This is a genomic window from Cronobacter sp. EKM101R (assembly GCF_963888145.1).
Classification (GTDB): domain Bacteria; phylum Pseudomonadota; class Gammaproteobacteria; order Enterobacterales; family Enterobacteriaceae; genus Cronobacter; species Cronobacter turicensis.
Genome location: NZ_CAWPHW010000071.1, coordinates 103,943 through 125,340 on the forward strand (window position 1 = coordinate 103,943; position 21,398 = coordinate 125,340).

Sequence of the window (21,398 nt, forward strand, 5' to 3'; positions counted from 1 at the left end):
GGTCAATTATTCATCATGTAAAATTCCGTACGGATCCGCCGAATCTGTTTTTTCTTAATGGATTTAAATAGTTGATGAATAAAGTGATAAAGGTCTTTTTCTGCAAATGCCGGTTCCCGTCTGGTGCGGCTGCATTAGTTGATGTATATCAATGGAAAGCGGTTTCCTCTGGCTAAGATTGGCTAACCGCGCCGCGTCCGGCTCCGGTCTGTCGCGCTTATCAACAGCCAGGTCGGATGCCTGCCTGAAATTCTTACCCGGGAACGGGATTCTGGTATCGAGCATCTATGTTATCGGTTGAAACACTAAAGAAAAATAAAGACAAATGGTGGGCCCTGCCGCTGGTATTACCGCTGCTGTTATTACCGCTCGCCCGCGCCGGGAATACCTACGTCCATATTGAAGGCGGTCTGGTGGTGCTTTATTACCTGCCGCTGTCGCTGCTTAGCGCTTTCATTATGATTTATGGCCGTCGCGCGCTGCCCGGCATCGCCCTTGGCGTCGTGGTCTATTATCACCGCAATGTGGGGCTGTTAGATCTCTCTGTCACGCTGCTGAATTTTTTCGTGCCGACCATGCTGAGCTGGGCAGGCTACCGCATTTTCGCGCCGGGTCAGCATGCCGTTTCCTGGTGGCACGCTCGCAGCGGTTCGCAGCGCATGTTCTGGCTGGTGTTTTTCAATGCTTCGGTGTTTATGCTCTTTTATCAGATAGCCGCGTTTCTCGGGCTGTATGAGCGGCCGACATCGCTGACGGGCGATAACCCTTTTACCGTGCTGACGCTTATCAGCTACCAGGCCGTGCTGGTCGGGTGTCTCACGGGCATGCCATTTTTCTATCTGCTTATCCGCGTGCTGCGCCATCCACGCTATCTGAAAAGCTTTCTCTCCCAGGCGCGGGCGCAGCGCGATAAGAAAGTCAGCAAAGCGGAAGTGGTTATCTGGCTTGGCATTATTCTGTTCCTGCTCGGCTGTCTGGTGCAGCCGACGAGCGATAACAGTTCGCTGTTCAGCACCACGTATACGCTCTCGCTGCTGCTGCCCGTCATGCTGTGGGGCGCGATGCGTTTCGGCTATTTCTTTATTACCACCGCCTGGACGCCGGTGCTGGCGCTGCTGTGCCACTACTACTATCTCTATTTCCCGTCGGTGCCCGGCTACGAAACCCAGATGGTGATAAATACTTCCAGCTACGGCGTGTTTTCACTGGTCATCGTATTCATGGCGCTGACCGCCACTCGCCAGCGCGCGATGCATTTGCGCGGCCGCCGTCTGGCGCTGATCGACCCGTTAAGCCACATGCCGAATCTGCGGGCGCTGAACCGGGATCTCGGCAAAGCGCCCTGGTCGGTGCTGTGCTTTATGCGTATTCCTGAGCTTGAGCTGCTCGGGCGTAACTACGGGGTGATGCTGCGCATTCTCTACAAACAACAAATGGCGGCGTGGTTGCGCCAGATCCTGCTGCCGGATGAGCTGGCGTATCAGCTTTCCGGACACGATCTGGTCTTGCGTATTCATACGGAATCCTATCTTGAACGCATCGACGCGCTGGATAAACGCGTGCGGCAGTTCCGCTTTATGTGGGACGGAATGCCGTTACAGCCGCAGGTCGGCATCAGCTACAGCTTTGTGCGCTCGCCGGTCACGCATCTGCATCTGCTGCTTGGCGAAATGAGCACGATGGCGGATCTGTCGCTTGCCACCAATCAGCCTGAAAGTTTGCAGTGTCGCGGTGCCAACCACGTGCAAAAAGCCGTGAAGCTGAAAGTGGATATGCTCAACCGCTTGCAGCAGGCGCTGGATAACCATCACTTCCGGCTGATGGCGCAGCGGATAGAAGGGATGCGCGGCGACAGTTATTACGAAATCCTGCTGCGTATGCGCGGCGATGACGGCGAGCTTATCGCGCCGGAGATTTTCCTGCCGGTGGCGCATGAGTTCGGTCTCTCGTCGCGCATCGACCTGATGGTGCTGGAAAGCACGCTGAAATTCATGGACGAGTGGCGCGAACAGCTGCCCGCCAGCCGTTTCTCTATCAACCTGACGCCTGCCACCGTCTGCCGCGTGCCGTTTCCGGGCGAGGTCCAGCGGCTGCTGGCGCGTTATCACGTCGAGCCCTGGCAGCTGATTTTCGAAATCACCGAAAGCCAGTCGTTCACCAATGTGGAACAGACGCAGGTCACGCTCTCAAGGCTGCGCGCAATGGGGTGTCGCATCGCGATTGACGATTTCGGCACCGGCTACGCCAGCTATGCGCGGCTGAAAAGCATTAACGCCGATATTTTAAAAATCGACGGCAGCTTTATTCGCAATATCGTCACCAGCAGTCTGGATTATCAAATTGTCGAATCGATGTGCCATCTGGCGCGGATGAAGAACATGCAGGTGGTGGCGGAGTATGTTGAAAGCGAAGAGATTAAAAACGTCGCCTGTTCGCTCGGTATCGATTATCTGCAAGGGTATGTGATTGGCAAACCGCAGCCGCTGGAGTCGCTCATTGTGGCGAAACCGGAAACGGCGACGCGATAGTTAAAAAAACGGTGAGCCAGGCTCACCGTTTTGCGTTTCAGGCGGCCACTTCCGGGCTCGCTTCTTCTTCGATATTCAGCTTCCAGCCGGTGACGCCTTCCCAGTACTGCTGTTCGCGTTCGAGATCCAGCAGCACCAGCGCGTTCTGGCTGAACCAGTCGTGCGGGAAACGCAGCGTCCAGTGATTCTCATCGGTGTTCAGCACCAGCGTCGGCGGCGTCGTGGTCGCCTGGCGCTGATTATTCAGCAGCACGCCGAGGCGCAGCAGCTGGATCAGCGGCAGGAACTGCTTTTTCTTATACAGCGTAAAGCGCGGCAGCTCATCGAGCTTAATCGCCTTGCGGTGATAGCGCACCATCGTCGCCATCATCATCTGCTGCTCCTGGTTAAAGCCCGGCAGATCGCTGTTCTGAAGAATATAGGCCGAATGGCGGTGCAGCCCGCTGTGATTGATGCCAAGCCCGACTTCATGCAGCATCGCCGCCCACTTCAGCAGCGCCGCCAGCGACGGGTTCGCAAGCTTCGCGTTCTGCTGTTCCCACTGCTCATACATCAGCATGGTGGTATCCAGCACCCGGTGCGCCTGTTCCCTGTCGATATGGTACTGGTTGGCGAGGCTCTGGGCGGTGCGAATGCGGATATCCTGATGGCGGAAACGGCCTTCCATCTCATAGAGCACGCCTTCGCGCAGCGCGCCGTCTGACAGGCGCAGCTCACGAATGGCCAACGCGTCGAACACGCCGCAGAGGATGGCCAGGCCCGGCACGAAGACCACTTTACGCTCTTCCGAAAGACCCGGCAGGGTGAGTGCGGAGAAGTGGCCGAATTTCAGCACCTCGTCACGCAGCAAATCGAGGCGATCCGGCGTGATAAAACCGTCTTTTTCGCCCATCTCCACCAGCACTTCATGTGCGGCTTTAATGGTGCCGGAAGCGCCAAGCGCCACGGTCCAGCCTTTAAGACGATACTGCCAGGCGAGGCTTTCGAGCTTTTGCACGGCGGCGAGCCGCGCGCGGCGGAAATTATCCGGCGTGATTTCGCCGTTCGGGAAGAAATGCTGCCCGAAGCTGACGCAGCCCATACGGCGGCTTTCCACCAGTTGCGGTTCGAAATCTTCGCCGATGACCAGCTCCGTCGAGCCGCCGCCGATGTCGATAACCAGCTTGCGTCCGCGCTCCGGCTGGGTATGTTCCACACCCATGAAAATCAGACGCGCTTCTTCATTGCCGGAAATAATTTCAATCGGGTAGGGGATGACCTTTTCCGCGCGACGCAGAAAATCCGTGGCGTTCGACGCCTGGCGCAGCGTGTGGGTACCCACGATGCAGACGTTAGCGGCGGAAAAGCCCTGCAGGCGCTCGGCGAACAGAGAGAGGCAGGCGAGGCCGCGTTCCATCGCCTCTTCGGTCAGCATATTATTTTCATCCAGCCCATCGGCCAGATGTACGCGCTGTTTCAGACGACCAATGATTTGCATGGCGCCATCCACCACACGGGCAATCACCATATGGAAGCTGTTAGAGCCGAGATCGACCGCAGCAAATTCCTCCGGTCGTGGAGCATCAGAAGTTATCGGCATAGATTATTCAGGCTGTTCCAGAGATTTTATGTAATCGTAAATCGCCAATTGTGCGCGAACTTTGCGGCGATTGCCACGCGGCACATAGCGATTACTCAGTTCTTTATCCACATAACGGGCTTTCACCGTATCACTGAACAGAATATCAATGATATCCAGAATGCGCTGTTTAAGGCGCGGGTCCAGCAGCGGCGTAGCGACCTCGATGCGGTAGTCGATATTACGCGTCATCCAGTCGGCAGACGACAGATAAACGCGTTTATCGCCGCCATTTTCAAAAATATAGACCCGGTCATGCTCAAGATAGCGGTCTACGATGCTGATGACCTGAATATTATCGCTCAGGCCTTCAAGCTGCGGGATAAGCGAACACATGCCGCGGATCAGCAGGTTAACCGGCACGCCGGAGCCGGAGGCCGCATAGAGGCGGTCCACCAGGCCTTTATCGACGAGGTTATTCAGCTTCAGGGTAATCCCCGACGGCAGCCCCTGCTGCGCGTTGGCGATCTCCTGATCGATCATCTCGTACATCAGGCGGCGTGAGTTTTGCGGCGACACCAGCAGGTAGTCGAAGCTCACCGGCCGGTAGGGATTTTCGATAAAGTTAAACACCCGGCGCACTTCATTGGTGATGCGCGCATCGGCGGTCAGCAGCGAGTAGTCGGTATAGAGGCGCGCGGTTTTCTCGTTAAAGTTGCCGGTGCCGATATGCGCGTAGCGCACCACGTCGTCACCCTCTTTACGCGAGATAAGAAACAGCTTGGCGTGGATCTTAAGGCCCGGCGCCGAGAAGATCACATGCACGCCCGCCTCGGTGAGCCGTTTCGCCCAGTGGATGTTCGCCTCTTCATCAAAGCGCGCCTGCAACTCCACCACGACGGTCACTTTTTTGCCGTTGTGCGCGGCGTGGATCATCGAGTCGATAATGCGCGAGTCTTTCGCCACGCGATAGATGTTGATTTTTATCGCCAGCACGCTCGGATCGAACGACGCCTGACGCAGCAGCTCCAGCACATGCTCGAACGTGTGATACGGGTAGTAGAGCAGCACGTCGCGCTCGCGGATGGCGTCAAAGCCGTTGCGGAATTGATCGAACCAGATGTGGCGCAGGCGCGGCAGTGGCTTGTTGATCAGATTGGCTTTGCCGACATTCGGGAAGCTAATGAAATCTTTAAAATTATGGTAACGGCCGCCCGGTACGATGGAGTCATAGCGCGAGATAGAGAGCTTTTCGCGCAGCATCTGGACCATGGCGTCCGGCATATCGCGCTGGTAGACGAAACGCACCGGTTCGGCGGTGAGGCGCTGCTTGAGGCTTGAGGACATCAGCTCCAGCAGGCTCGATTCCATCTCATGCACCAGATCGTATTCCGCGTCGCGCGTCATCTTCATGGAATAGGCGTTCAGCGCGTCGTAATCGAAAAAGCCTTTGAAAATGTCATCCAGGCAGAAGCGCAGAATGTTATCCAGCAGGATCATGGGCTTGCGGCGGCGCGGGGTTTCCGGCGGGAGATTCACAAAGCGCGGCACTTTATCGGCCGGGATCTCCAGCAGCGCATAGCGAATGGATTCGCCGCGAATAATTTCGACCGCCAGATAGGTGTAATCGTCTTTCAGAAACTGCACCAGATCGGTATCCCGATTTATCAGCGTCGGGGTGACGTGCTGGCGCAGGTAGTGTTTGAAGTAGTGACGCAGCCACACCTGCTGGTTTTCAGAAAGCTGGCGTTCGTTAATCAGGAAGATCTGGTTGCGCGCCATCTCCAGCAGCAGATCGTTATACAGGCCGTCGAACTCCTGATCCGCCTTCAGCACCCGCGACTGGATCTTGCCCAGCAGGTGGCGAGAGTGGGAGTTAGATCCCTGCTCTTCGCTGATGATAATGCGCCGCTTAAGCTCGGCAAACCGGACCTTATAAAATTCATCAAGGTTATTGGAGTAGATGCCCAGAAAGCGCATGCGCTCGATAAGCGGGTTGGTTTTATCCGCCGCCTCCTGCAATACGCGTTCGTTGAACGATAACCAGCTCAGTTCTTTTTCGATATAAAGCTTTTCCTGACCCATTACTACTCACACTCCGGTTGATTAACTCGGGACGTGGCAAATCCGTCTCGGGGTTATTATGGCGAGCTTTGTCATGCTCTGTCCAACTGTGCCAGAAAAGTATGACAGTTATCCGCAGGCTTTCGAGAAACCGACAAAAAAGCCTGTGAAACCGTGACGTTGCCGGGCAAGTTTTCAGTGCCGATGACTGAATTAACGGCAGAGGACAGAAAAAATAAAGGGCCTCGCGGCCCTTTAATCACTCTTCAGAAGCGTAACCCTGCGGCGGGAGCGGATGCCCGTCCAGCCAGGCGCGGCCCTCGCGCATCGCGAGACGACCGTCGATAAACCAGCTCACCACCAGGGGGTAGATGGCATGCTCTTGCGCCTGAACGCGCGCGGTGACGTCTTCTTCGCTGTCGCCGGGGAAGACCGGGACGCGGGCCTGTAAAATCACCGGGCCGCCGTCCAGCTCGTCAGTCACAAAATGCACCGACGTGCCGTGCTCTTCATCGCCGTTGGCAAGCGCCTGGCGATGCGTATGCAGGCCCGGGTATTTGGGCAGCAGGGAAGGGTGAACGTTCAGCAGCCGTCCTTCATAGTGCGCCACGAAGGCCGGGCTCAGAATGCGCATGTAACCCGCCAGCACCACCAGATCTGGCGCGTAAGCGTCTATCTCCTGCATCAGTTCGCGGTCAAACGCCTCGCGGCTCGCAAAATCGGCTGCGCTTAACGCATGGGCGGGAATATCGGCCTCGCGCGCGCGTTCAAGGCCGAACGCGTCGGCCTTGTTGCTGAAGACGGCGCTAATCACGCCGTTGATTTTCTTCTGCGCGCAGGCGTCGATAATGGCCTGTAAATTACTGCCGCTGCCGGAAATCAGCACTACGATGCGCTTCATTACGCGATAACCACGCGTTCCTGGGCATCGGAGGCGTTAATCGCGCCGATTTTCCACGCGGTTTCGCCAAGGCTGTTAAGCAGTTCTACGGCTTTATCTGCCTCAGCGGCTGGCAGGGCGATGACCATACCAACGCCGCAGTTAAAGGTGCGGTACATCTCATGACGGCTGACGTTGCCCGCCTGCTGCAGCCAGTTGAAGACGGCGGGCCAATGCCAGGAGGCTTCATCAATCACCGCCTGGGTGTTGTCCGGCAGCACGCGCGGAATGTTTTCCCAGAAGCCGCCGCCGGTCAGGTGGGCGATGGCGTGAACCTCAAGCTTCTCAATCAGCTCCAGCACCGGCTTCACATAGATGCGGGTCGGCGCCAGCAGGTGATCGGCGAGCGGTTTGCCGTCAAGCTCGGTGGCTTGCGGGTCCGCGCCGCTCACTTCAAGAATTTTACGCACCAGCGAATAGCCGTTGGAGTGCGGGCCGCTGGAGGCCAGCGCCACCAGCACGTCGCCGTCGGCGACTTTCGAGCCGTCGATAATCTCTGATTTTTCCACCACGCCGACGCAGAAACCGGCCACGTCATAGTCGTCGCCGTGATACATGCCCGGCATTTCCGCCGTTTCGCCGCCGACCAGCGCGCAGCCTGATTGCAGGCAACCTTCCGCGATGCCGTTAATCACGCTCGCCGCGGTATCCACATCCAGCTTGCCGGTCGCGTAGTAATCGAGGAAGAACAGCGGCTCGGCGCCCTGTACCACCAGATCGTTAACGCACATCGCCACCAGGTCGATGCCGATAGTGTCGTGACGCTTCAGATCCATCGCCAGACGCAGCTTGGTGCCGACGCCATCCGTCCCGGAGACCAGTACCGGCTCGCGGTATTTCTGCGGCAGCGCGCAAAGGGCGCCGAAGCCGCCCAGGCCGCCCATCACTTCCGGACGACGGGTTTTTTTCACGACGCCTTTGATACGGTCGACCAGAGCGTTACCAGCATCAATATCAACACCGGCATCTTTATAGCTGAGAGAGGTTTTGTCGGTCACTGCTAAAGTCCCCACGCGGTTGCGGTTGGTGGTAGTAGAGAAATCGCGGCAATTCTAACAGTCCAGGCAAACGTTTGCGAGCCCTTGTTGCGCTGAATAAAACACACTTATAAGATGACTGACTTCTGTTCGGTTGAGCCCGATCAAGCCCATTACGTATGGCGCAGCCTGCAAAAAGCGGTATAATCCGGCGATTTTTTTTGTGGTTGCCATCTTGCTGGGGAGAAAGAGAATGAAGATCGTTGAAGTGAAACACCCGCTGGTTAAACACAAGCTGGGCCTGATGCGCGAGCATGACATCAGCACCAAGCGTTTTCGTGAACTCGCCTCTGAAGTGGGCAGCCTGCTGACCTACGAAGCTACGGCCGATCTGCTGACCGAAAAAGTGACCATCGAAGGTTGGAACGGCCCGGTGGAAATCGAGCAAATCAAAGGCAAGAAAATTACCGTTGTGCCTATCCTGCGCGCCGGTCTTGGCATGATGGAAGGGGTGCTGGAGAACGTCCCGAGCGCGCGCATCAGCGTGGTCGGCGTTTACCGTGATGAAGAAACTCTGGAGCCGGTGCCGTATTTCCAGAAGCTGGTCTCTAACATCGACGAGCGCATGGCGCTGGTTGTCGACCCGATGCTGGCGACAGGCGGTTCGATGATCGCTACCATCGACTTGCTGAAAAAAGCGGGCTGCACCAGCATTAAGGTGCTGGTTCTGGTTGCCGCGCCGGAAGGCATCAAGGCGCTGGAGAATGCGCATCCGGATATCGAACTCTATACCGCGTCCATCGACAAGGGGCTTAACGAGCACGGGTACATCATTCCGGGCCTCGGCGATGCGGGCGATAAAATATTTGGTACGAAATAAACATTAAGCCGACTTTTTAGTCGGCTTTTTTTTGGTCCCACCCTTAAACATCACACATCAACACTCTTGAGGAAAACGCTATGACGCGCCGTGCTATCGGGGTAAGTGAACGTCCGCCGCTCTTACAGACTATCCCGCTTAGTTTGCAGCACCTGTTCGCCATGTTTGGCGCAACCGTGCTGGTGCCCATCCTGTTTCATATCAACCCGGCCACCGTGCTGCTGTTTAACGGCATCGGTACGCTGCTGTATCTCTTTATCTGCAAAGGCAAAATCCCGGCGTATCTGGGCTCAAGCTTCGCCTTTATCTCCCCGGTGCTGCTGCTGTTGCCGCTCGGCTACGAGATGGCGCTTGGCGGGTTTATCGTCTGCGGCGTGTTGTTCTGTATCGTGGCGCTGATTGTGAAAAAAGCGGGCACCGGCTGGCTGGACGTCATGTTCCCGCCTGCCGCGATGGGCGCGATTGTCGCGGTTATCGGTCTTGAGCTTGCGGGTGTCGCCGCCAATATGGCAGGGCTGTTGCCAGCGGAAGGCCAGACGGCGGATTCCACTACCATTACTATTTCGCTGGTCACGCTGGCGGTCACGGTATTCGGCTCAGTGCTGTTTCGCGGCTTCCTTGCGATCATCCCAATTCTCATCGGCGTGCTGGCGGGCTATGCGCTCTCCTTCGTAATGGGCGTCGTGGATACCACGCCGATTGCCAATGCTCACTGGTTCGCGCTGCCGACGTTCTACACGCCGCGCTTTGAATGGTTTGCCATCTTCACCATTCTGCCTGCGGCGCTGGTGGTGATCGCCGAACACGTCGGGCACCTGGTGGTGACGGCGAATATCGTGAAAAAAGATCTTATTCGCGATCCGGGCCTGCACCGCTCGATGTTTGCTAACGGTTTCTCGACGATCATCTCGGGCTTCTTCGGCTCCACGCCGAACACGACGTATGGCGAGAATATCGGCGTTATGGCGATCACCCGCGTCTACAGCACCTGGGTTATCGGCGGCGCCGCGATTATCGCGATTTTGCTCTCCTGCGTCGGCAAACTGGCAGCGGCGATCCAGATTATCCCGGTGCCGGTGATGGGCGGTGTTTCACTGCTGCTTTACGGCGTGATCGGCGCTTCCGGTATTCGCGTACTGATTGAATCTAAAGTGGATTACAGCAAGGCGCAGAACCTGATCCTGACCTCCGTAATCCTGATCATCGGCGTCAGCGGCGCGAAAGTCCATGTCGGCGCGGCCGAGCTGAAAGGCATGGCGCTGGCGACGATCGTTGGCGTGGCGCTGAGCCTGATTTTCAAACTTATCAACGTATTGCGCCCTGAAGAGACGGTGCTTGACGCTGACGAGCAGGAAAAATCGCCGCAGTGATCCGCCTGCCGGGCGGCGCTGTCCGCCCGGTTCAACAGCGAAGCGATTGTGTGATAGACTCAATGCGTTTTTTCGCATGTCCTTGAAGAGGTCCTTCTGAACACACCGGCACAGCTCTCCTTGCCGCTCTGGCTGCCCGATGACGAAACGTTTGCCAGCTTCTGGCCGGGCGACAACCCCTCTTTATTAGCCGCACTCCAGACGATGCTGCGTCACGACCGCAGCGGCTACATCTATTTCTGGTCCCGGGAGGGGGGCGGACGCAGCCATCTGCTGCATGCCGCCTGCGCCGAGCTTTCGCAACGCGGAGACGCGGTCGGCTATGTGCCGCTGGATAAACGCACGTGGTTTGTCCCGGAAGTGCTGGAAGGCATGGAGCAACTCTCGCTGGTGTGCATCGATAATATCGAGTGCATCGCAGGCGACGAGCTCTGGGAAATGGCTATCTTCAATCTCTATAACCGCATTCTGGAATCAGGCAATACCCGGCTGCTTATCACCGGCGACCGGCCGCCGCGCCAGCTGAACCTGAAGCTGCCCGATCTCGCCTCGCGCCTCGACTGGGGGCAAATCTACCGGCTCCAGCCGCTTTCCGATGACGATAAGCTCCAGGCGCTGCAACTGCGCGCGCGGATGCGCGGTTTCGAGCTGCCAGAGGATGTGGGGCGTTTTCTGTTAAAACGCCTCGATCGCGAAATGCGCACGCTGTTTCTGACGCTCGATCAGCTCGATCGCGCCTCGATCAGCGCCCAGCGCAAGCTGACGATCCCGTTTGTAAAAGACACGCTCGGGCTGTAAAAGCCGTCGTAGAAAGAAGAACGCCGCGAGAAGCGATCGCGGCGTTTTTTATCAAAGAATTTCCAGCACCTGTTCCGGCGGTCGCCCCAGCCGGGCTTTGCCATCGCTCACCACAATCGGGCGCTCAATCAGTTTCGGGTTATCTACCATCGCCTGAATCAGCGCTTCTTCGCTGAGCGACGCATCGGCCAGATTCAGCGTTTTGTAGAGTTCTTCTTTCGTGCGCATCAGTTCGCGCGCCTGGCTGAACCCGAGCTGTTTCAGCAGCGTTTTGATCGTCGCCGCATCCGGCGGCGTCTCCAGATACAGCACGACATCAGGCTCAATGCCGCGTTCGGTCAGCAGGCTCAGGGTTTCGCGGCTCTTCGAGCAGCGCGGGTTATGGTAAATCGTCACGTCCCGGGACATGGTCTCTCCTGTTACATTTTTTCGTAAGGGCGGAAGCGCTGTTGCAACTGGCGGATCTGATCGATACGAGCGTCATAGCGCGCCTGTTGCAGGCTGCCGAGTTTCACCTGCGAACTGGCGCTGCTGAGCAGCGTAATCGCCTGATCGAGTTTACCCAGCAGCGCCATTACTTCGGCGCGCGCGGCCAGCTCCTGATCGCGATTGCCCAGCGCCGCCTGCGCCTGGGCCAGCAGATCCCAGCCGTTGGTGTCATCAGGCCAGGTGAAGGTGTAGCGGTTAAGAATAGTCACCGCCTGCGCCGGCTGGCTGCCCTCCAGATACGCGTTGGCGAGGTTAAGCTGCAACACCGGATTGGTTTTCAGATCCGGCGCGCTTTTCAGACGATCGATCGCCTCCTGCGCTTTGTGCTCGCCAAGCGAAATATCGGTGGCGAGGTCAAGATACCAGGCGTTGCCCGGCTGCGCGCGCAATAGCGGCTCCAGCTGCTGGCGCGCCTCGGCGAAGCGTTTATCCTGCATCGCCTGCAGGGCGCGGCCATACTGCGCGGCGTGCTGTTCGCGCTGATTGCCTTTGGCGAGCGAATCCAGAATATCGCTGGTGAGCTGGTTGCGCCCGGAGTTATACATGCCCAGTGTGCGCACTTTGGCCATGTAAAACGCCTCGGAGGATTGCGATACCACCGGGCGCATCTGGTTCGCGCGGTTGCGGGCGTCCGCCAGACGGCTTTCCGGCAGCGGGTGCGTGAGCAGAATTTCCGGCGGGCGTGTGGAGTAGCGCGCCTGGTCGAGCAATTTTTCAAGGAAGGTCGGCATCGCCTGCGGATCAAAGCCGGAGCGTTGCAGCACCTGGATGCCGATGCGGTCGGCCTCCTGTTCGTTCTGCTGGGTAAAGCTGATAACGCCCTGCTGAGTACCGGCGAGCGTGCCGGTGAGCGCCGCCATGCCCGCCTGCGGGCTCGCCATCGCCAGCAGTATAGAGCCGAGCGCGCCGACCCAGGTGAGCGGGGCGCTGCGCTTTTGATCTTCCATCGCGCGCGCCAGATGGCGCTGGGTAACGTGGGAGATTTCGTGCGCCATCACCGAGGCGAGCTGGCTTTCGTTATCGGCATAGCGGAACAGCGCCGAGTGCAGCACCACGTTGCCGCCGAAAAAGGCGAAGGCGTTAATTTCGTCGTTGTTGATGAGATAGAAGTGGAAAGGGGTTTTTACCGAATCGGCGTGCGAGACCAGACGCATACCCAGCCCGTTGATATATTGCACCAGCAGCGGGTCGTTAATCAGAGGCGCGCTGCCGCGCAGCTGACGGACATAATAATCGCCCATCTGAAGCTCCTGACCGATAGAGAGCGTGCTGCCCGCTGACGTGCCCATATCCGGCAAACCGTCGGCCGGGTCCGCTGCAAAGGCGGGCGCAAGCGGGCCTGCCAGCATACTGCCGATAAGCGTTGCAACCAGTGTCGTTTTCAACTGCCTGAACATAGCCTCTTTCCCGTCTGTATAGAGTCTCTTTTGACCCGCCCGGCATCGCTTTGTTCAGTCCGCGCGCCTGGCTGGGAAGTCCGTTTTACAAATGCGTCGGGAAATCATATTCATCCGACGGCGGGTTGTCTGCCAGGGGGCACAAAAATCACGGTCTTTTTTGTGACATTTCGATACAATTCGCCCTCGCACCTGTGCCGTCACCCGTCAGGGAAGGTCTTTTATGCTTGAAATGTTAACCCAGTGGTATCGTCGTCGCTTCAGCGATCCGGAGGCGATAGCGCTGCTGGCGATTCTGGTCGCTGGTTTTTGTATCCTCTTCTTTCTCCACGGTTTGCTGGCCCCGCTGCTGGTGGCTATCGTCCTCGCTTATCTGCTGGAGTGGCCGACTTCACGGTTGCAACGCATCGGCTGTTCGCGCGGGCTTGCCGCGACGCTGGTGCTGGTGCTCTTTATCGGCATTGTGCTGGTAATGGCGTTCGTCGTAGTGCCGGTGGCCTGGCAGCAGGGGATTAACCTGATCCGCGATATTCCCGGCATGCTCAATAAGCTCTCCGATTTTGCGGCGACGCTGCCGAAGCGCTTCCCGGCGCTGATGGACGCGGGCATTATCGATGCGATCGCTGAAAATATGCGCACCCGCATCATTACGCTTGGCGATTCCGTCGTGAAATATTCGCTCGCCTCACTGGTGGGCCTGCTGACGCTCGCCATCTATCTGATCCTGGTGCCGCTGATGGTGTTCTTTTTAGTTAAAGACAAGGAACAGCTGCTCAATGCGGTGCGGCGCGTGCTGCCGCGCAACCGCGGCCTGGCGGGCCAGGTCTGGGTGGAGATGAACCAGCAGGTCACCAATTATATTCGCGGCAAAGTGCTGGAGATGATTGTGGTGGGTGTCGCCACCTGGATAGGCTTTCTGATTTTCGGGCTTAACTATTCGCTATTACTGGCGGTGCTGGTGGGCATTTCCGTGCTCATCCCGTATATCGGCGCGTTTATGGTGACCATCCCGGTGGTGTGCGTGGCGCTGTTTCAGTTCGGCATGGGCACGGAGTTCTGGAGCTGCTTTGCGGTATATCTGATTATTCAGGGGCTGGACGGCAACGTGCTGGTGCCGGTGCTGTTCTCAGAGGCGGTGAATCTGCATCCGCTGGTGATTATTCTCTCGGTAGTGATTTTCGGCGGGCTGTGGGGGTTCTGGGGGATTTTCTTCGCCATTCCGCTGGCGACGCTGATTAAAGCGGTGGCTCACGCCTGGCCGGAAACGACGCCGACGGCGCAAGAGTAACGTTATACAAGCCGGGCAGGCATTGCGCCTCCCGGCAGAGCGTATTCAGGCGTTCTCTTTCAGCCAGGCCATGACCACATCGTGGTGATTGCTGGTTTTGAAATCATTGAACACATGCTCGATTTTGCCTTCGGCATCGATCAGAAAGCTGATGCGATGAATGCCGTCATAGGTTTTCCCCATAAAGGATTTTTCACCCCAGACGCCAAACTGATCGCTCACCTGATGATCTTCATCCGAGAGCAGCGTGAAATTAAGCAGCTCTTTTTCAGCGAAACGCGAGAGCTTTTCAGGTTTATCAGTGCTGATGCCCAGCACTTCCACACCCGCTTTTTTCAGGTCATCCATATTATCGCGCAGCCCGCATGCCTGGACGGTGCAGCCCGGCGTCATGGCTTTGGGATAGAAATAAACCAGAACACGCTGTCCCTGGAAGTCGGTCAAATTTACTTGTTCACCGTCCTGATCGGGCAAGCTAAATTTCGGTGCGATATCACCGGCTTTCAGTGGATTCATCACTACACTCCATCCTGTTCATCTTGCTGTGGATAATTAACCACGCTAATAGTGCCTTGCGCGTCCAGCTCTGTACAGAGCTGGCGGAAAGGCCGTTCGATAATCGTCGCATCCTGTGAAGCCGGACTGTGCGCCGTTATCTGAATATAGAGCTGTGCGGACTTATTTTCCTGCGCAGGCTGCGTGCGCGAGATAAGTTCAGCGATATTCATGTCATGAGAATGGAACAGTTCGGTGAAGCGCTCAATCAGATGCGGCGAGTCTTCTACCTCTACCTGTACCCAGACGGACGCCGGCATCGCCTGGCGCGGACGGGCGGTGGTGCGTTTCATCACAATCAGCAAATCCAGCTCCGCGCCTTTAAGCGGCAGCGTGGATTCAATCAGCGTAATCGCGTTCCAGCTGCCGGACAGCAGCATGATGAACGTGAACTCCTCTCCCAGCATCGCCAGACGGCTATCTTCGATATTGCAGCCGCAACTGCTGACATGGCGGGTGATAGTGTTAACGATACCTGAGCGGTCGGCTCCCAGCGCGGTAATCACCAGATAATGGGGGGATGAGGATGTCAAACCTGTGCTTCCTGTTGAAACGATGAATTAATCCTTAGGAAACCATAAAAAAATCCGCCATACAACCGCATAGCGCCCCCTGGCCGCTTGCTTTTATTACGGCACCAAACGTACCATTGAGGCTCCAGTTTGCACAGAGGATGGCCAATGTTCACGGGAAGTATTGTCGCGCTTATCACGCCGATGGATGAAAAAGGTAATGTCTGCCGGGCGAGCCTGAAAAAACTGATTGATTACCATGTCGCTAACGGAACGTCGGCGATTGTATCGGTCGGGACGACCGGGGAATCCGCTACGCTCAGCCATGACGAACATGTTGAGGTGGTGATGATGACGCTGGAGCTTGCCGACGGCCGCATCCCGGTTATCGCAGGCACGGGCGCGAACGCCACTTCCGAGGCCATCGGCCTGACCCAGCGTTTCAATGACAGCGGCATCGCAGGCTGCCTGACCGTTACGCCGTATTACAACCGTCCGACTCAGGAAGGCCTGTTCCAGCATTTTAAAGCTATCGCGGAGCATACCGACCTGCCGCAGATCCTCTATAATGTGCCGTCCCGTACCGGTTGCGATATGCTGCCGGAGACCGTGGGACGTCTGGCGAAAATTAAAAATATTGTCGGTATCAAAGAAGCGACCGGGAACTTAAGCCGCGTTCACCTGATCAAAGAGCTGGTCGCTGATGATTTCGCGCTGTTAAGCGGCGACGATGCCACGGCGATGGACTTCATGCAGCTTGGCGGCCACGGGGTGATTTCCGTTACCACCAACGTCGCGGCGCGCGATATGGCCGATATGTGCCGGCTCGCGGCGGAAGGGAAGTTTGACGATGCGCGCATCATCAATCGTCGCCTGATGCCTTTGCACCATAAATTATTTGTCGAACCCAATCCGATCCCGGTGAAATGGGCCTGTAAGGAGTTGGGACTTGTGGCGACCGATACGCTGCGCCTGCCGATGACGCCGATTACCGATGCCGGTCGCGACATTATTGGCTCCGCGCTTAAGCATGCCGGTCTGCTGTAAAGTTTAGGGAGATTTGATGGCTTACTCAGTACAGAAGTCGCGTGTGGCGAAAGTAGCAACCGTATCGCTGGTGATGCTGCTCGCCGCCTGTAGTTCCGATTCGCGCTATAAGCGTCAGGTGAGCGGCGACGAGTCCTATCTGGACGCGGCTCCGCTGGCAGAACTGCACGCCCCGGCCGGGATGATCCTGCCGGTGCAAAACGGCGACTATAACATCCCGGCCTCCCGTAGCAACGGCCCGGTTGGCAAACAGCTTGATATTCGCCCGCCAACACAGCCGCTGGCGCTGGTCAGCGGCGCGCGTACCCAGTTCACTGGCGACACCGCCACGCTGCTGCTGGAAAGCGGTCGCAACGGTTCGCTCTGGCCGCAGGTGGTCAGCGTAGTGCAGTCGCTCAATTACACGATCGAGAAACGCGACGACGCCTCCCAGACGCTTAACACCGACTGGGTGCAGTGGAACCGCGCCGATGAAGATCAGCAATATCGCGGTCGTTATCAGGTCAGCGTGAAGCCGCAGGGCTACCAGCAGGCGCTGGTGGTGAAGCTCATCAATCTTGAGCAGGATGGCAAACCGGTGGCGGATACCGCCTCGTTGCAACGTTACAGCGCTGAAATGCTGAACGCAATCGCATCCGGGCTTGATAAAAACGACACCGCGCGCCAGAACGCCGCCGATAACCGCACCGCGTCGCAAATTGACGTCACCAGCGGTTCCGACGATGTCGGCCTGCCGGTACTGGTCGTTCGCGCGCCGTTTAACGCCGTGTGGAACCGCCTGCCGGATACGCTCGCGAAAGTGGGCATGAAAGTGACCGACTCCACCCGTTCCACGGGCAGCGTCGCCGTGACCTACAAAGCGCTGTCTGACAGCGACTGGCAGGCACTGGGCGCGCGCGATCCGGGCCTCTCTAACGGCGATTACAAACTTCAGGTCGGCGATCTCGATAACCGCACCAGCCTGCAGTTCATCGACCCGAAAGGCCATACGCTGACCCAGTCGCAGAACGACGCGCTGGTCGCCGCCTTCCAGGCTGCATTCAGCAAGTAATACGCAGGGCCGGATCACTCCGGCCCTTTTTTCTGCGGCATACGCAAACGTGTGCGTCGCCAGAAACCGGCAAATTTTGTGATAAATCATCAGGCCGCGCGAGCGGTCACCATACCTGGAGTAATAAAGATGCAAAAGCAAGCTGAGTTGTATCGTGGCAAAGCGAAAACCGTATACAGCACGGAAAACCCGGATCTGTTGGTGCTCGAGTTCCGCAATGATACGTCAGCAGGCGACGGCGCCCGCATTGAGCAGTTTGACCGTAAGGGAATGGTGAACAACAAGTTTAACTATTTCATCATGAGCAAACTGGCCGAAGCGGGCATTCCGACGCAAATGGAACAGCTGCTTTCTGATACCGAAGCGCTGGTGAAAAAGCTCGATATGGTCCCGGTGGAGTGCGTTATTCGCAACCGCGCGGCGGGCTCGCTGGTGAAGCGTCTCGGCATTGAAGAGGGCATCGAACTTAACCCGCCGCTGTTCGACCTGTTCCTGAAAAACGACGCGATGCACGATCCGATGGTTAACGAATCCTACTGCGAAACCTTCGGCTGGGTGAGCCAGGAAAACCTTGCGCGCATGAAAGAGCTGACCTACAAAGCCAACGACGTGCTGAAAAAGCTCTTTGACGACGCGGGCCTGATCCTCGTTGATTTCAAACTGGAGTTTGGTCTGTTCAACGGCGAAGTGACGCTGGGCGATGAATTCTCGCCAGATGGCGCGCGTCTGTGGGATAAAGAAACCATGGATAAAATGGATAAAGACCGCTTCCGTCAGAGCCTGGGCGGCCTTATTGAAGCCTATGAAGAAGTCGCTCGCCGTCTTGGCGTCAATCTCGACTAACCGCTTTTCCCTTCGATTTTTCGCAGGGTATGGCCCTCATACCCTGCGCCTTCCCCCGTTTTCTTATGGTAAAGCGCGCCTGAACCACCTACGATCATTATCATAATAATTGAAAGTAGTGATGAGGTCAGAGTATGCGTTGGCAAGGACGTCGCGAAAGCGACAACGTGGAAGACAGACGAAACAGCAGTTCGCCGATGATGGGCGGACGCGGGTTCCGCCTGCCTGCCGGAAAGGGCGGGCTGGTGCTTTTGGTGGTGGTGGTGGTCGCCAGTTATTACGGCGTCGATCTCACCGGGCTTCTTACCGGCGGCGCGCCGGTCAGCCAGCAGGCGTCACGCTCCATCAGCCCGAACGAAGACGAAGCGGCGAAATTCACCTCGGTTATTCTCGGCACGACTGAAGAGAGCTGGGGCCAGCAATTTCAGAAAATGGGCCGTACCTATCAGGACCCGAAACTGGTGATGTACCGCGGCGCGACCCGTACCGGTTGCGGCACCGGCCAGTCAGTAATGGGCCCGTTCTACTGCCCGGCGGACAGCACGGTGTATATCGATCTCTCCTTCTATGACGAAATGAAAGAGAAGCTCGGCGCAGGCGGTGATTTCGCGCAGGGTTATGTTATCGCTCACGAAGTCGGCCACCATGTGCAGAAGCTGCTTGGCATCGAGCCGAAAGTGCGCCAGCTCCAGCAAAATGCCTCGCAGACGGAAGTGAACCGTCTCTCGGTGCGCCTTGAGTTACAGGCGGACTGTTTTGCGGGCGTCTGGGGCAACGCCATGCACAAAGAGGGCGTGCTCGAAACCGGCGATTTGCAGGAGGCGCTGAACGCCGCGCAGGCGATTGGCGACGACCGCCTTCAGCAGCAAAGCCAGGGGCGCGTTGTGCCTGACAGCTTTACCCACGGCACGTCCGATCAGCGCTACAGCTGGTTTAAGCGCGGTTTTGACAGCGGCGATCCGGCGCAGTGCAACACCTTTGGCAATGCGCTGTAGTGCAGGAAAGTGGTCGTGAGTGACAGCCTCGCCACGCTGACGACGCAGATGGAAGCCGCAGGCATTCGCCGCCTGCTGGTATTAAGCGGCGATGAAACGTGGAGCTCGCAGCAGGCGCAACAGCTGGCGAACACGCTGCCCGGCGACTGGCTGTGGGTGGGCAGCGCGCCGGAGATGGCGCTGAATGGCGCGCCGGGCGCTATCAATACGCTGCTCGGGCGCGAATACCTGCATGCCGTCTTTGACGCCCGCAGCGGCTTTGACGCCGCGGCGTTTGCCGCGCTCGCAGGCACGCTCAAAGCAGGCAGCTGGCTGGTCCTGTTAACGCCGCCCTGGCAGGCCTGGCCCACTCGCGTCGATAACGACGCCTGCCGCTGGAGCGACAGCCGCGAGCCTATCCCCACGCCGCATTTTATTCATCATCTCCAGCACCTTTTCGCACAGGATCCGGACGTTATCTGCTGGCGTCAGGAGCAGCCATTGCAGGCAGTCCCGTCTGCGCCGCGCCCGCGCTGGTGCCCGGCGCACGGCGAGCCGCAGCGGGAGCAGGCGCTGCTGTTGGATGAGCTCTTAACCACCCCCGATGGCGTGACGGTGATCACCGCCGCGCGCGGGCGCGGGAAATCGGCGCTCGCCGGTATGTTTATTCGCGCGCTGCCGGGCAGGGCGCTGGTGACTGCGCCTGCGCGCGCCTCGGCGGAGGTTATCGCCGCGCACGCGGGCGATAAATTTCAGTTTATGGCGCCGGACGCCCTGCTGGCCGCGCTTGACGAAGGCACGCTCGCGCCTTGCGACTGGCTCATTATAGATGAAGCCGCTGCGCTGCCTGGCCCGGTGCTGCAAAAGCTGGTGCGGGCGTTTCCCGCCGCGCTTCTGACCAGTACCGTGCAGGGCTACGAAGGCACCGGGCGCGGTTTCTTACTTAAATTCTGCGCGGGCATCGACGGCCTGCGCTATCGCACGCTGAGTACGCCGGTGCGCTGGGCGCAGGACGATCCGCTGGAGCGGCTGGTAAGCCAGGCGCTGCTCTTTGACGATGACGATTTCGCGTGCACGCCCGCAGGCGACGTTCGTTTTTATCCGGTTTATCAGCGCGACTGGCAAACGATGCCCGACCGCGCCGCCGCGCTTTACCGGTTGCTGGCGGGCGCGCACTATCGCACCTCGCCGCTCGATTTGCGCCGCATGATGGATGCCCCGAATCAGTCGTTTATCGCCGCCGAAGCGGGCGGCGAGACCGTCGGCGCGCTGTGGTTAGTGGCGGAAGGCGGCCTGGAGGCGGCGCTGAGCCAGGCGGTGTGGGCCGGTTATCGCCGTCCGCGCGGCAACCTGGTGGCGCAGTCGCTGGCGGCCCACGGTGGCGATCCACTCGCCGCCACGCTCAGGGGACTGCGCATAAGCCGTGTCGCGGTACATCCGGGCCGTCAGCGCGAAGGCATTGGCCGTCAGTTGATTGAGCAGGCGCGCGCGCAGGCGCCTGACGGCTGTGACTATCTTTCGGTGAGCTTCGGCTATACGCCCGCGCTGTGGCGTTTCTGGCAGCGCTGCGGTTTTACGCTGGTGCGTTTTGGCAGCCATCGCGAGGCCAGCAGCGGCTGTTATAACGCGATGGCGCTGCTGCCGCTGAGCATGGCAGGCGCGAGGCTCGTGCGTGACGAACACCAGCGGCTGGCGCGCGACGCGGCGATGCTCCAGCGCTGGGTGGATGAAACGCTGCCGCTGACGCCCGCCCCCCAGGCTACCCTTAATGAAGATGACTGGTTAGCGCTCGCCGGATTCGCGTTCGCGCACCGCCCGCTGGAAACCTCTCTCGGCCCGCTGTACCGGCTGCTTGAGGCGAGCCCGCAGGCATTGCAGGCGCTGCGCGGGCGGCTGGAGCTGCAAACCCCGGTGGACGCGCTGTGCCGCCAGCTGGGGCTTTCCGGGCGTAAAGCGCTACTCGCCGCGCTGCGTCAGGAAACCGCGCTGGCGCTGGAAGCGCTTGATGCGCCGCGCGCTGCGGCATTAAATGCGCAACTTATGCAATGGCAATTTTTCCACTAAGTCCATCAATGAATTGCGATGGTCATCTGTTCAGGCCGGCGTAAACTGGCTGTAACCCATGAA

General features: G+C 58.2%; 18 protein-coding genes. 10 read left to right on the plus strand and 8 right to left on the minus strand.

From position 1 onward, the window contains the following. The first annotated feature begins 287 nt into the window (after positions 1 to 287). On the plus strand, positions 288 to 2,528 hold the full coding sequence (locus tag AACV31_RS21950; RefSeq protein WP_165156060.1) for a sensor domain-containing phosphodiesterase: 2,241 nt from the start codon (positions 288 to 290) through the stop codon (positions 2,526 to 2,528). A gap of 37 nt (positions 2,529 to 2,565) precedes the next feature. Here the strand turns inward: AACV31_RS21950 and ppx are convergent, their stop codons facing one another. The 4 genes from ppx to purM all read right to left on the minus strand — a co-directional run bounded on the left by ppx (position 2,566) and on the right by purM (position 8,088). Beyond that, positions 2,566 to 4,107 (minus strand): exopolyphosphatase, encoded by a 1,542-nt coding sequence (gene ppx, locus AACV31_RS21955; protein WP_075198241.1) that lies wholly within the window; start codon positions 4,105 to 4,107, stop codon positions 2,566 to 2,568. 3 nt (positions 4,108 to 4,110) lie between these two features. Next, entirely contained in the window at positions 4,111 to 6,171 is a 2,061-nt protein-coding gene (ppk1, locus tag AACV31_RS21960) for a polyphosphate kinase 1 (protein WP_165156062.1), read from the minus strand. A gap of 238 nt (positions 6,172 to 6,409) precedes the next feature. After that, positions 6,410 to 7,051, minus strand: coding sequence for a phosphoribosylglycinamide formyltransferase (gene purN / locus AACV31_RS21965; protein WP_075198243.1), 642 nt, complete (start codon positions 7,049 to 7,051; stop codon positions 6,410 to 6,412). Next, positions 7,051 to 8,088: a phosphoribosylformylglycinamidine cyclo-ligase gene (gene purM, locus AACV31_RS21970; protein WP_165156064.1), complete on the minus strand. Its 1,038-nt coding sequence runs from the start codon at positions 8,086 to 8,088 to the stop codon at positions 7,051 to 7,053. Before purM ends, purN begins: the two co-directional genes overlap by 1 nt. Positions 8,089 to 8,320: 232 nt before the next feature. Between purM and upp the strand changes: the two genes are divergently transcribed. From upp to AACV31_RS21985, 3 genes are all read left to right on the plus strand, one after another. Next, the gene (gene upp / locus AACV31_RS21975; RefSeq protein ID WP_015742074.1) at positions 8,321 to 8,947 is read left to right on the plus strand and encodes a uracil phosphoribosyltransferase; all 627 of its coding nucleotides are present in this window, start codon (positions 8,321 to 8,323) and stop codon (positions 8,945 to 8,947) included. 80 nt (positions 8,948 to 9,027) lie between these two features. Next, positions 9,028 to 10,317 carry a uracil permease gene (gene uraA, locus AACV31_RS21980; RefSeq protein ID WP_165156066.1) on the plus strand — a complete coding sequence of 430 codons (1,290 nt, stop codon included), beginning with the start codon at positions 9,028 to 9,030 and terminating at the stop codon, positions 10,315 to 10,317. A 96-nt stretch (positions 10,318 to 10,413) separates the two neighbouring features. Further along, positions 10,414 to 11,115, plus strand: a complete 702-nt coding sequence (locus AACV31_RS21985; RefSeq protein ID WP_015742072.1) for a DnaA inactivator Hda — start codon at positions 10,414 to 10,416, stop codon at positions 11,113 to 11,115. Positions 11,116 to 11,166: 51 nt separating this feature from the next. Here the strand turns inward: AACV31_RS21985 and arsC are convergent, their stop codons facing one another. Together arsC and bepA are read right to left on the minus strand one after the other, a co-directional pair. Beyond that, complete coding sequence (arsC, locus tag AACV31_RS21990) at positions 11,167 to 11,523, minus strand: arsenate reductase (glutaredoxin) (RefSeq protein WP_007763147.1); 357 nt, start codon at positions 11,521 to 11,523, stop codon at positions 11,167 to 11,169. A gap of 11 nt (positions 11,524 to 11,534) precedes the next feature. Next, positions 11,535 to 13,001, minus strand: coding sequence for a beta-barrel assembly-enhancing protease (gene bepA / locus AACV31_RS21995; protein WP_075198247.1), 1,467 nt, complete (start codon positions 12,999 to 13,001; stop codon positions 11,535 to 11,537). 223 nt (positions 13,002 to 13,224) lie between these two features. On the opposite strand from bepA, the gene AACV31_RS22000 reads away from it, so the two are divergent. Next, entirely contained in the window at positions 13,225 to 14,289 is a 1,065-nt protein-coding gene (locus AACV31_RS22000) for an AI-2E family transporter (protein ID WP_075198248.1), read from the plus strand. A 45-nt stretch (positions 14,290 to 14,334) separates the two neighbouring features. Here the strand turns inward: AACV31_RS22000 and bcp are convergent, their stop codons facing one another. Further along, a complete protein-coding gene (bcp, locus tag AACV31_RS22005; RefSeq protein WP_032806680.1) occupies positions 14,335 to 14,805 on the minus strand; it encodes a thioredoxin-dependent thiol peroxidase in 471 nt (156 codons plus the stop codon). A gap of 2 nt (positions 14,806 to 14,807) precedes the next feature. Beyond that, positions 14,808 to 15,377: a glycine cleavage system transcriptional repressor gene (locus tag AACV31_RS22010; protein ID WP_041923809.1), complete on the minus strand. Its 570-nt coding sequence runs from the start codon at positions 15,375 to 15,377 to the stop codon at positions 14,808 to 14,810. Between the two features lie 147 nt (positions 15,378 to 15,524). Between AACV31_RS22010 and dapA the strand changes: the two genes are divergently transcribed. The 5 genes from dapA to AACV31_RS22035 all read left to right on the plus strand — a co-directional run bounded on the left by dapA (position 15,525) and on the right by AACV31_RS22035 (position 21,335). Further along, positions 15,525 to 16,403, plus strand: a complete 879-nt coding sequence (dapA, locus tag AACV31_RS22015; RefSeq protein WP_007763133.1) for a 4-hydroxy-tetrahydrodipicolinate synthase — start codon at positions 15,525 to 15,527, stop codon at positions 16,401 to 16,403. Between the two features lie 16 nt (positions 16,404 to 16,419). Continuing rightward, positions 16,420 to 17,454, plus strand: coding sequence for an outer membrane protein assembly factor BamC (bamC, locus tag AACV31_RS22020; RefSeq protein ID WP_075198249.1), 1,035 nt, complete (start codon positions 16,420 to 16,422; stop codon positions 17,452 to 17,454). Between the two features lie 129 nt (positions 17,455 to 17,583). Continuing rightward, a complete protein-coding gene (purC, locus tag AACV31_RS22025) occupies positions 17,584 to 18,297 on the plus strand; it encodes a phosphoribosylaminoimidazolesuccinocarboxamide synthase (protein ID WP_075198250.1) in 714 nt (237 codons plus the stop codon). Between the two features lie 134 nt (positions 18,298 to 18,431). Further along, on the plus strand, positions 18,432 to 19,292 hold the full coding sequence (ypfJ, locus tag AACV31_RS22030) for a KPN_02809 family neutral zinc metallopeptidase (RefSeq protein WP_015742064.1): 861 nt from the start codon (positions 18,432 to 18,434) through the stop codon (positions 19,290 to 19,292). A gap of 15 nt (positions 19,293 to 19,307) precedes the next feature. Further along, positions 19,308 to 21,335 (plus strand): tRNA(Met) cytidine acetyltransferase TmcA, encoded by a 2,028-nt coding sequence (locus tag AACV31_RS22035; protein ID WP_304505129.1) that lies wholly within the window; start codon positions 19,308 to 19,310, stop codon positions 21,333 to 21,335. Positions 21,336 to 21,398: the final 63 nt, after the last annotated feature.

What these genes read in the sequence shown, in the direction of transcription:
- AACV31_RS21950 (WP_165156060.1), top strand. Translation starts at nt 288, where the DNA reads ATGTTATCGGTTGAAACACTAAAGAAAAATAAAGACAAATGGTGGGCC.
- ppx (WP_075198241.1), bottom strand. Translation starts at nt 4,107, where the DNA reads ATGCCGATAACTTCTGATGCTCCACGACCGGAGGAATTTGCTGCGGTC.
- ppk1 (WP_165156062.1), bottom strand. Translation starts at nt 6,171, where the DNA reads ATGGGTCAGGAAAAGCTTTATATCGAAAAAGAACTGAGCTGGTTATCG.
- purN (WP_075198243.1), bottom strand. Translation starts at nt 7,051, where the DNA reads ATGAAGCGCATCGTAGTGCTGATTTCCGGCAGCGGCAGTAATTTACAG.
- upp (WP_015742074.1), top strand. Translation starts at nt 8,321, where the DNA reads ATGAAGATCGTTGAAGTGAAACACCCGCTGGTTAAACACAAGCTGGGC.
- uraA (WP_165156066.1), top strand. Translation starts at nt 9,028, where the DNA reads ATGACGCGCCGTGCTATCGGGGTAAGTGAACGTCCGCCGCTCTTACAG.
- arsC (WP_007763147.1), bottom strand. Translation starts at nt 11,523, where the DNA reads ATGTCCCGGGACGTGACGATTTACCATAACCCGCGCTGCTCGAAGAGC.
- bepA (WP_075198247.1), bottom strand. Translation starts at nt 13,001, where the DNA reads ATGTTCAGGCAGTTGAAAACGACACTGGTTGCAACGCTTATCGGCAGT.
- AACV31_RS22000 (WP_075198248.1), top strand. Translation starts at nt 13,225, where the DNA reads ATGCTTGAAATGTTAACCCAGTGGTATCGTCGTCGCTTCAGCGATCCG.
- bcp (WP_032806680.1), bottom strand. Translation starts at nt 14,805, where the DNA reads ATGAATCCACTGAAAGCCGGTGATATCGCACCGAAATTTAGCTTGCCC.
- dapA (WP_007763133.1), top strand. Translation starts at nt 15,525, where the DNA reads ATGTTCACGGGAAGTATTGTCGCGCTTATCACGCCGATGGATGAAAAA.
- bamC (WP_075198249.1), top strand. Translation starts at nt 16,420, where the DNA reads ATGGCTTACTCAGTACAGAAGTCGCGTGTGGCGAAAGTAGCAACCGTA.
- purC (WP_075198250.1), top strand. Translation starts at nt 17,584, where the DNA reads ATGCAAAAGCAAGCTGAGTTGTATCGTGGCAAAGCGAAAACCGTATAC.
- ypfJ (WP_015742064.1), top strand. Translation starts at nt 18,432, where the DNA reads ATGCGTTGGCAAGGACGTCGCGAAAGCGACAACGTGGAAGACAGACGA.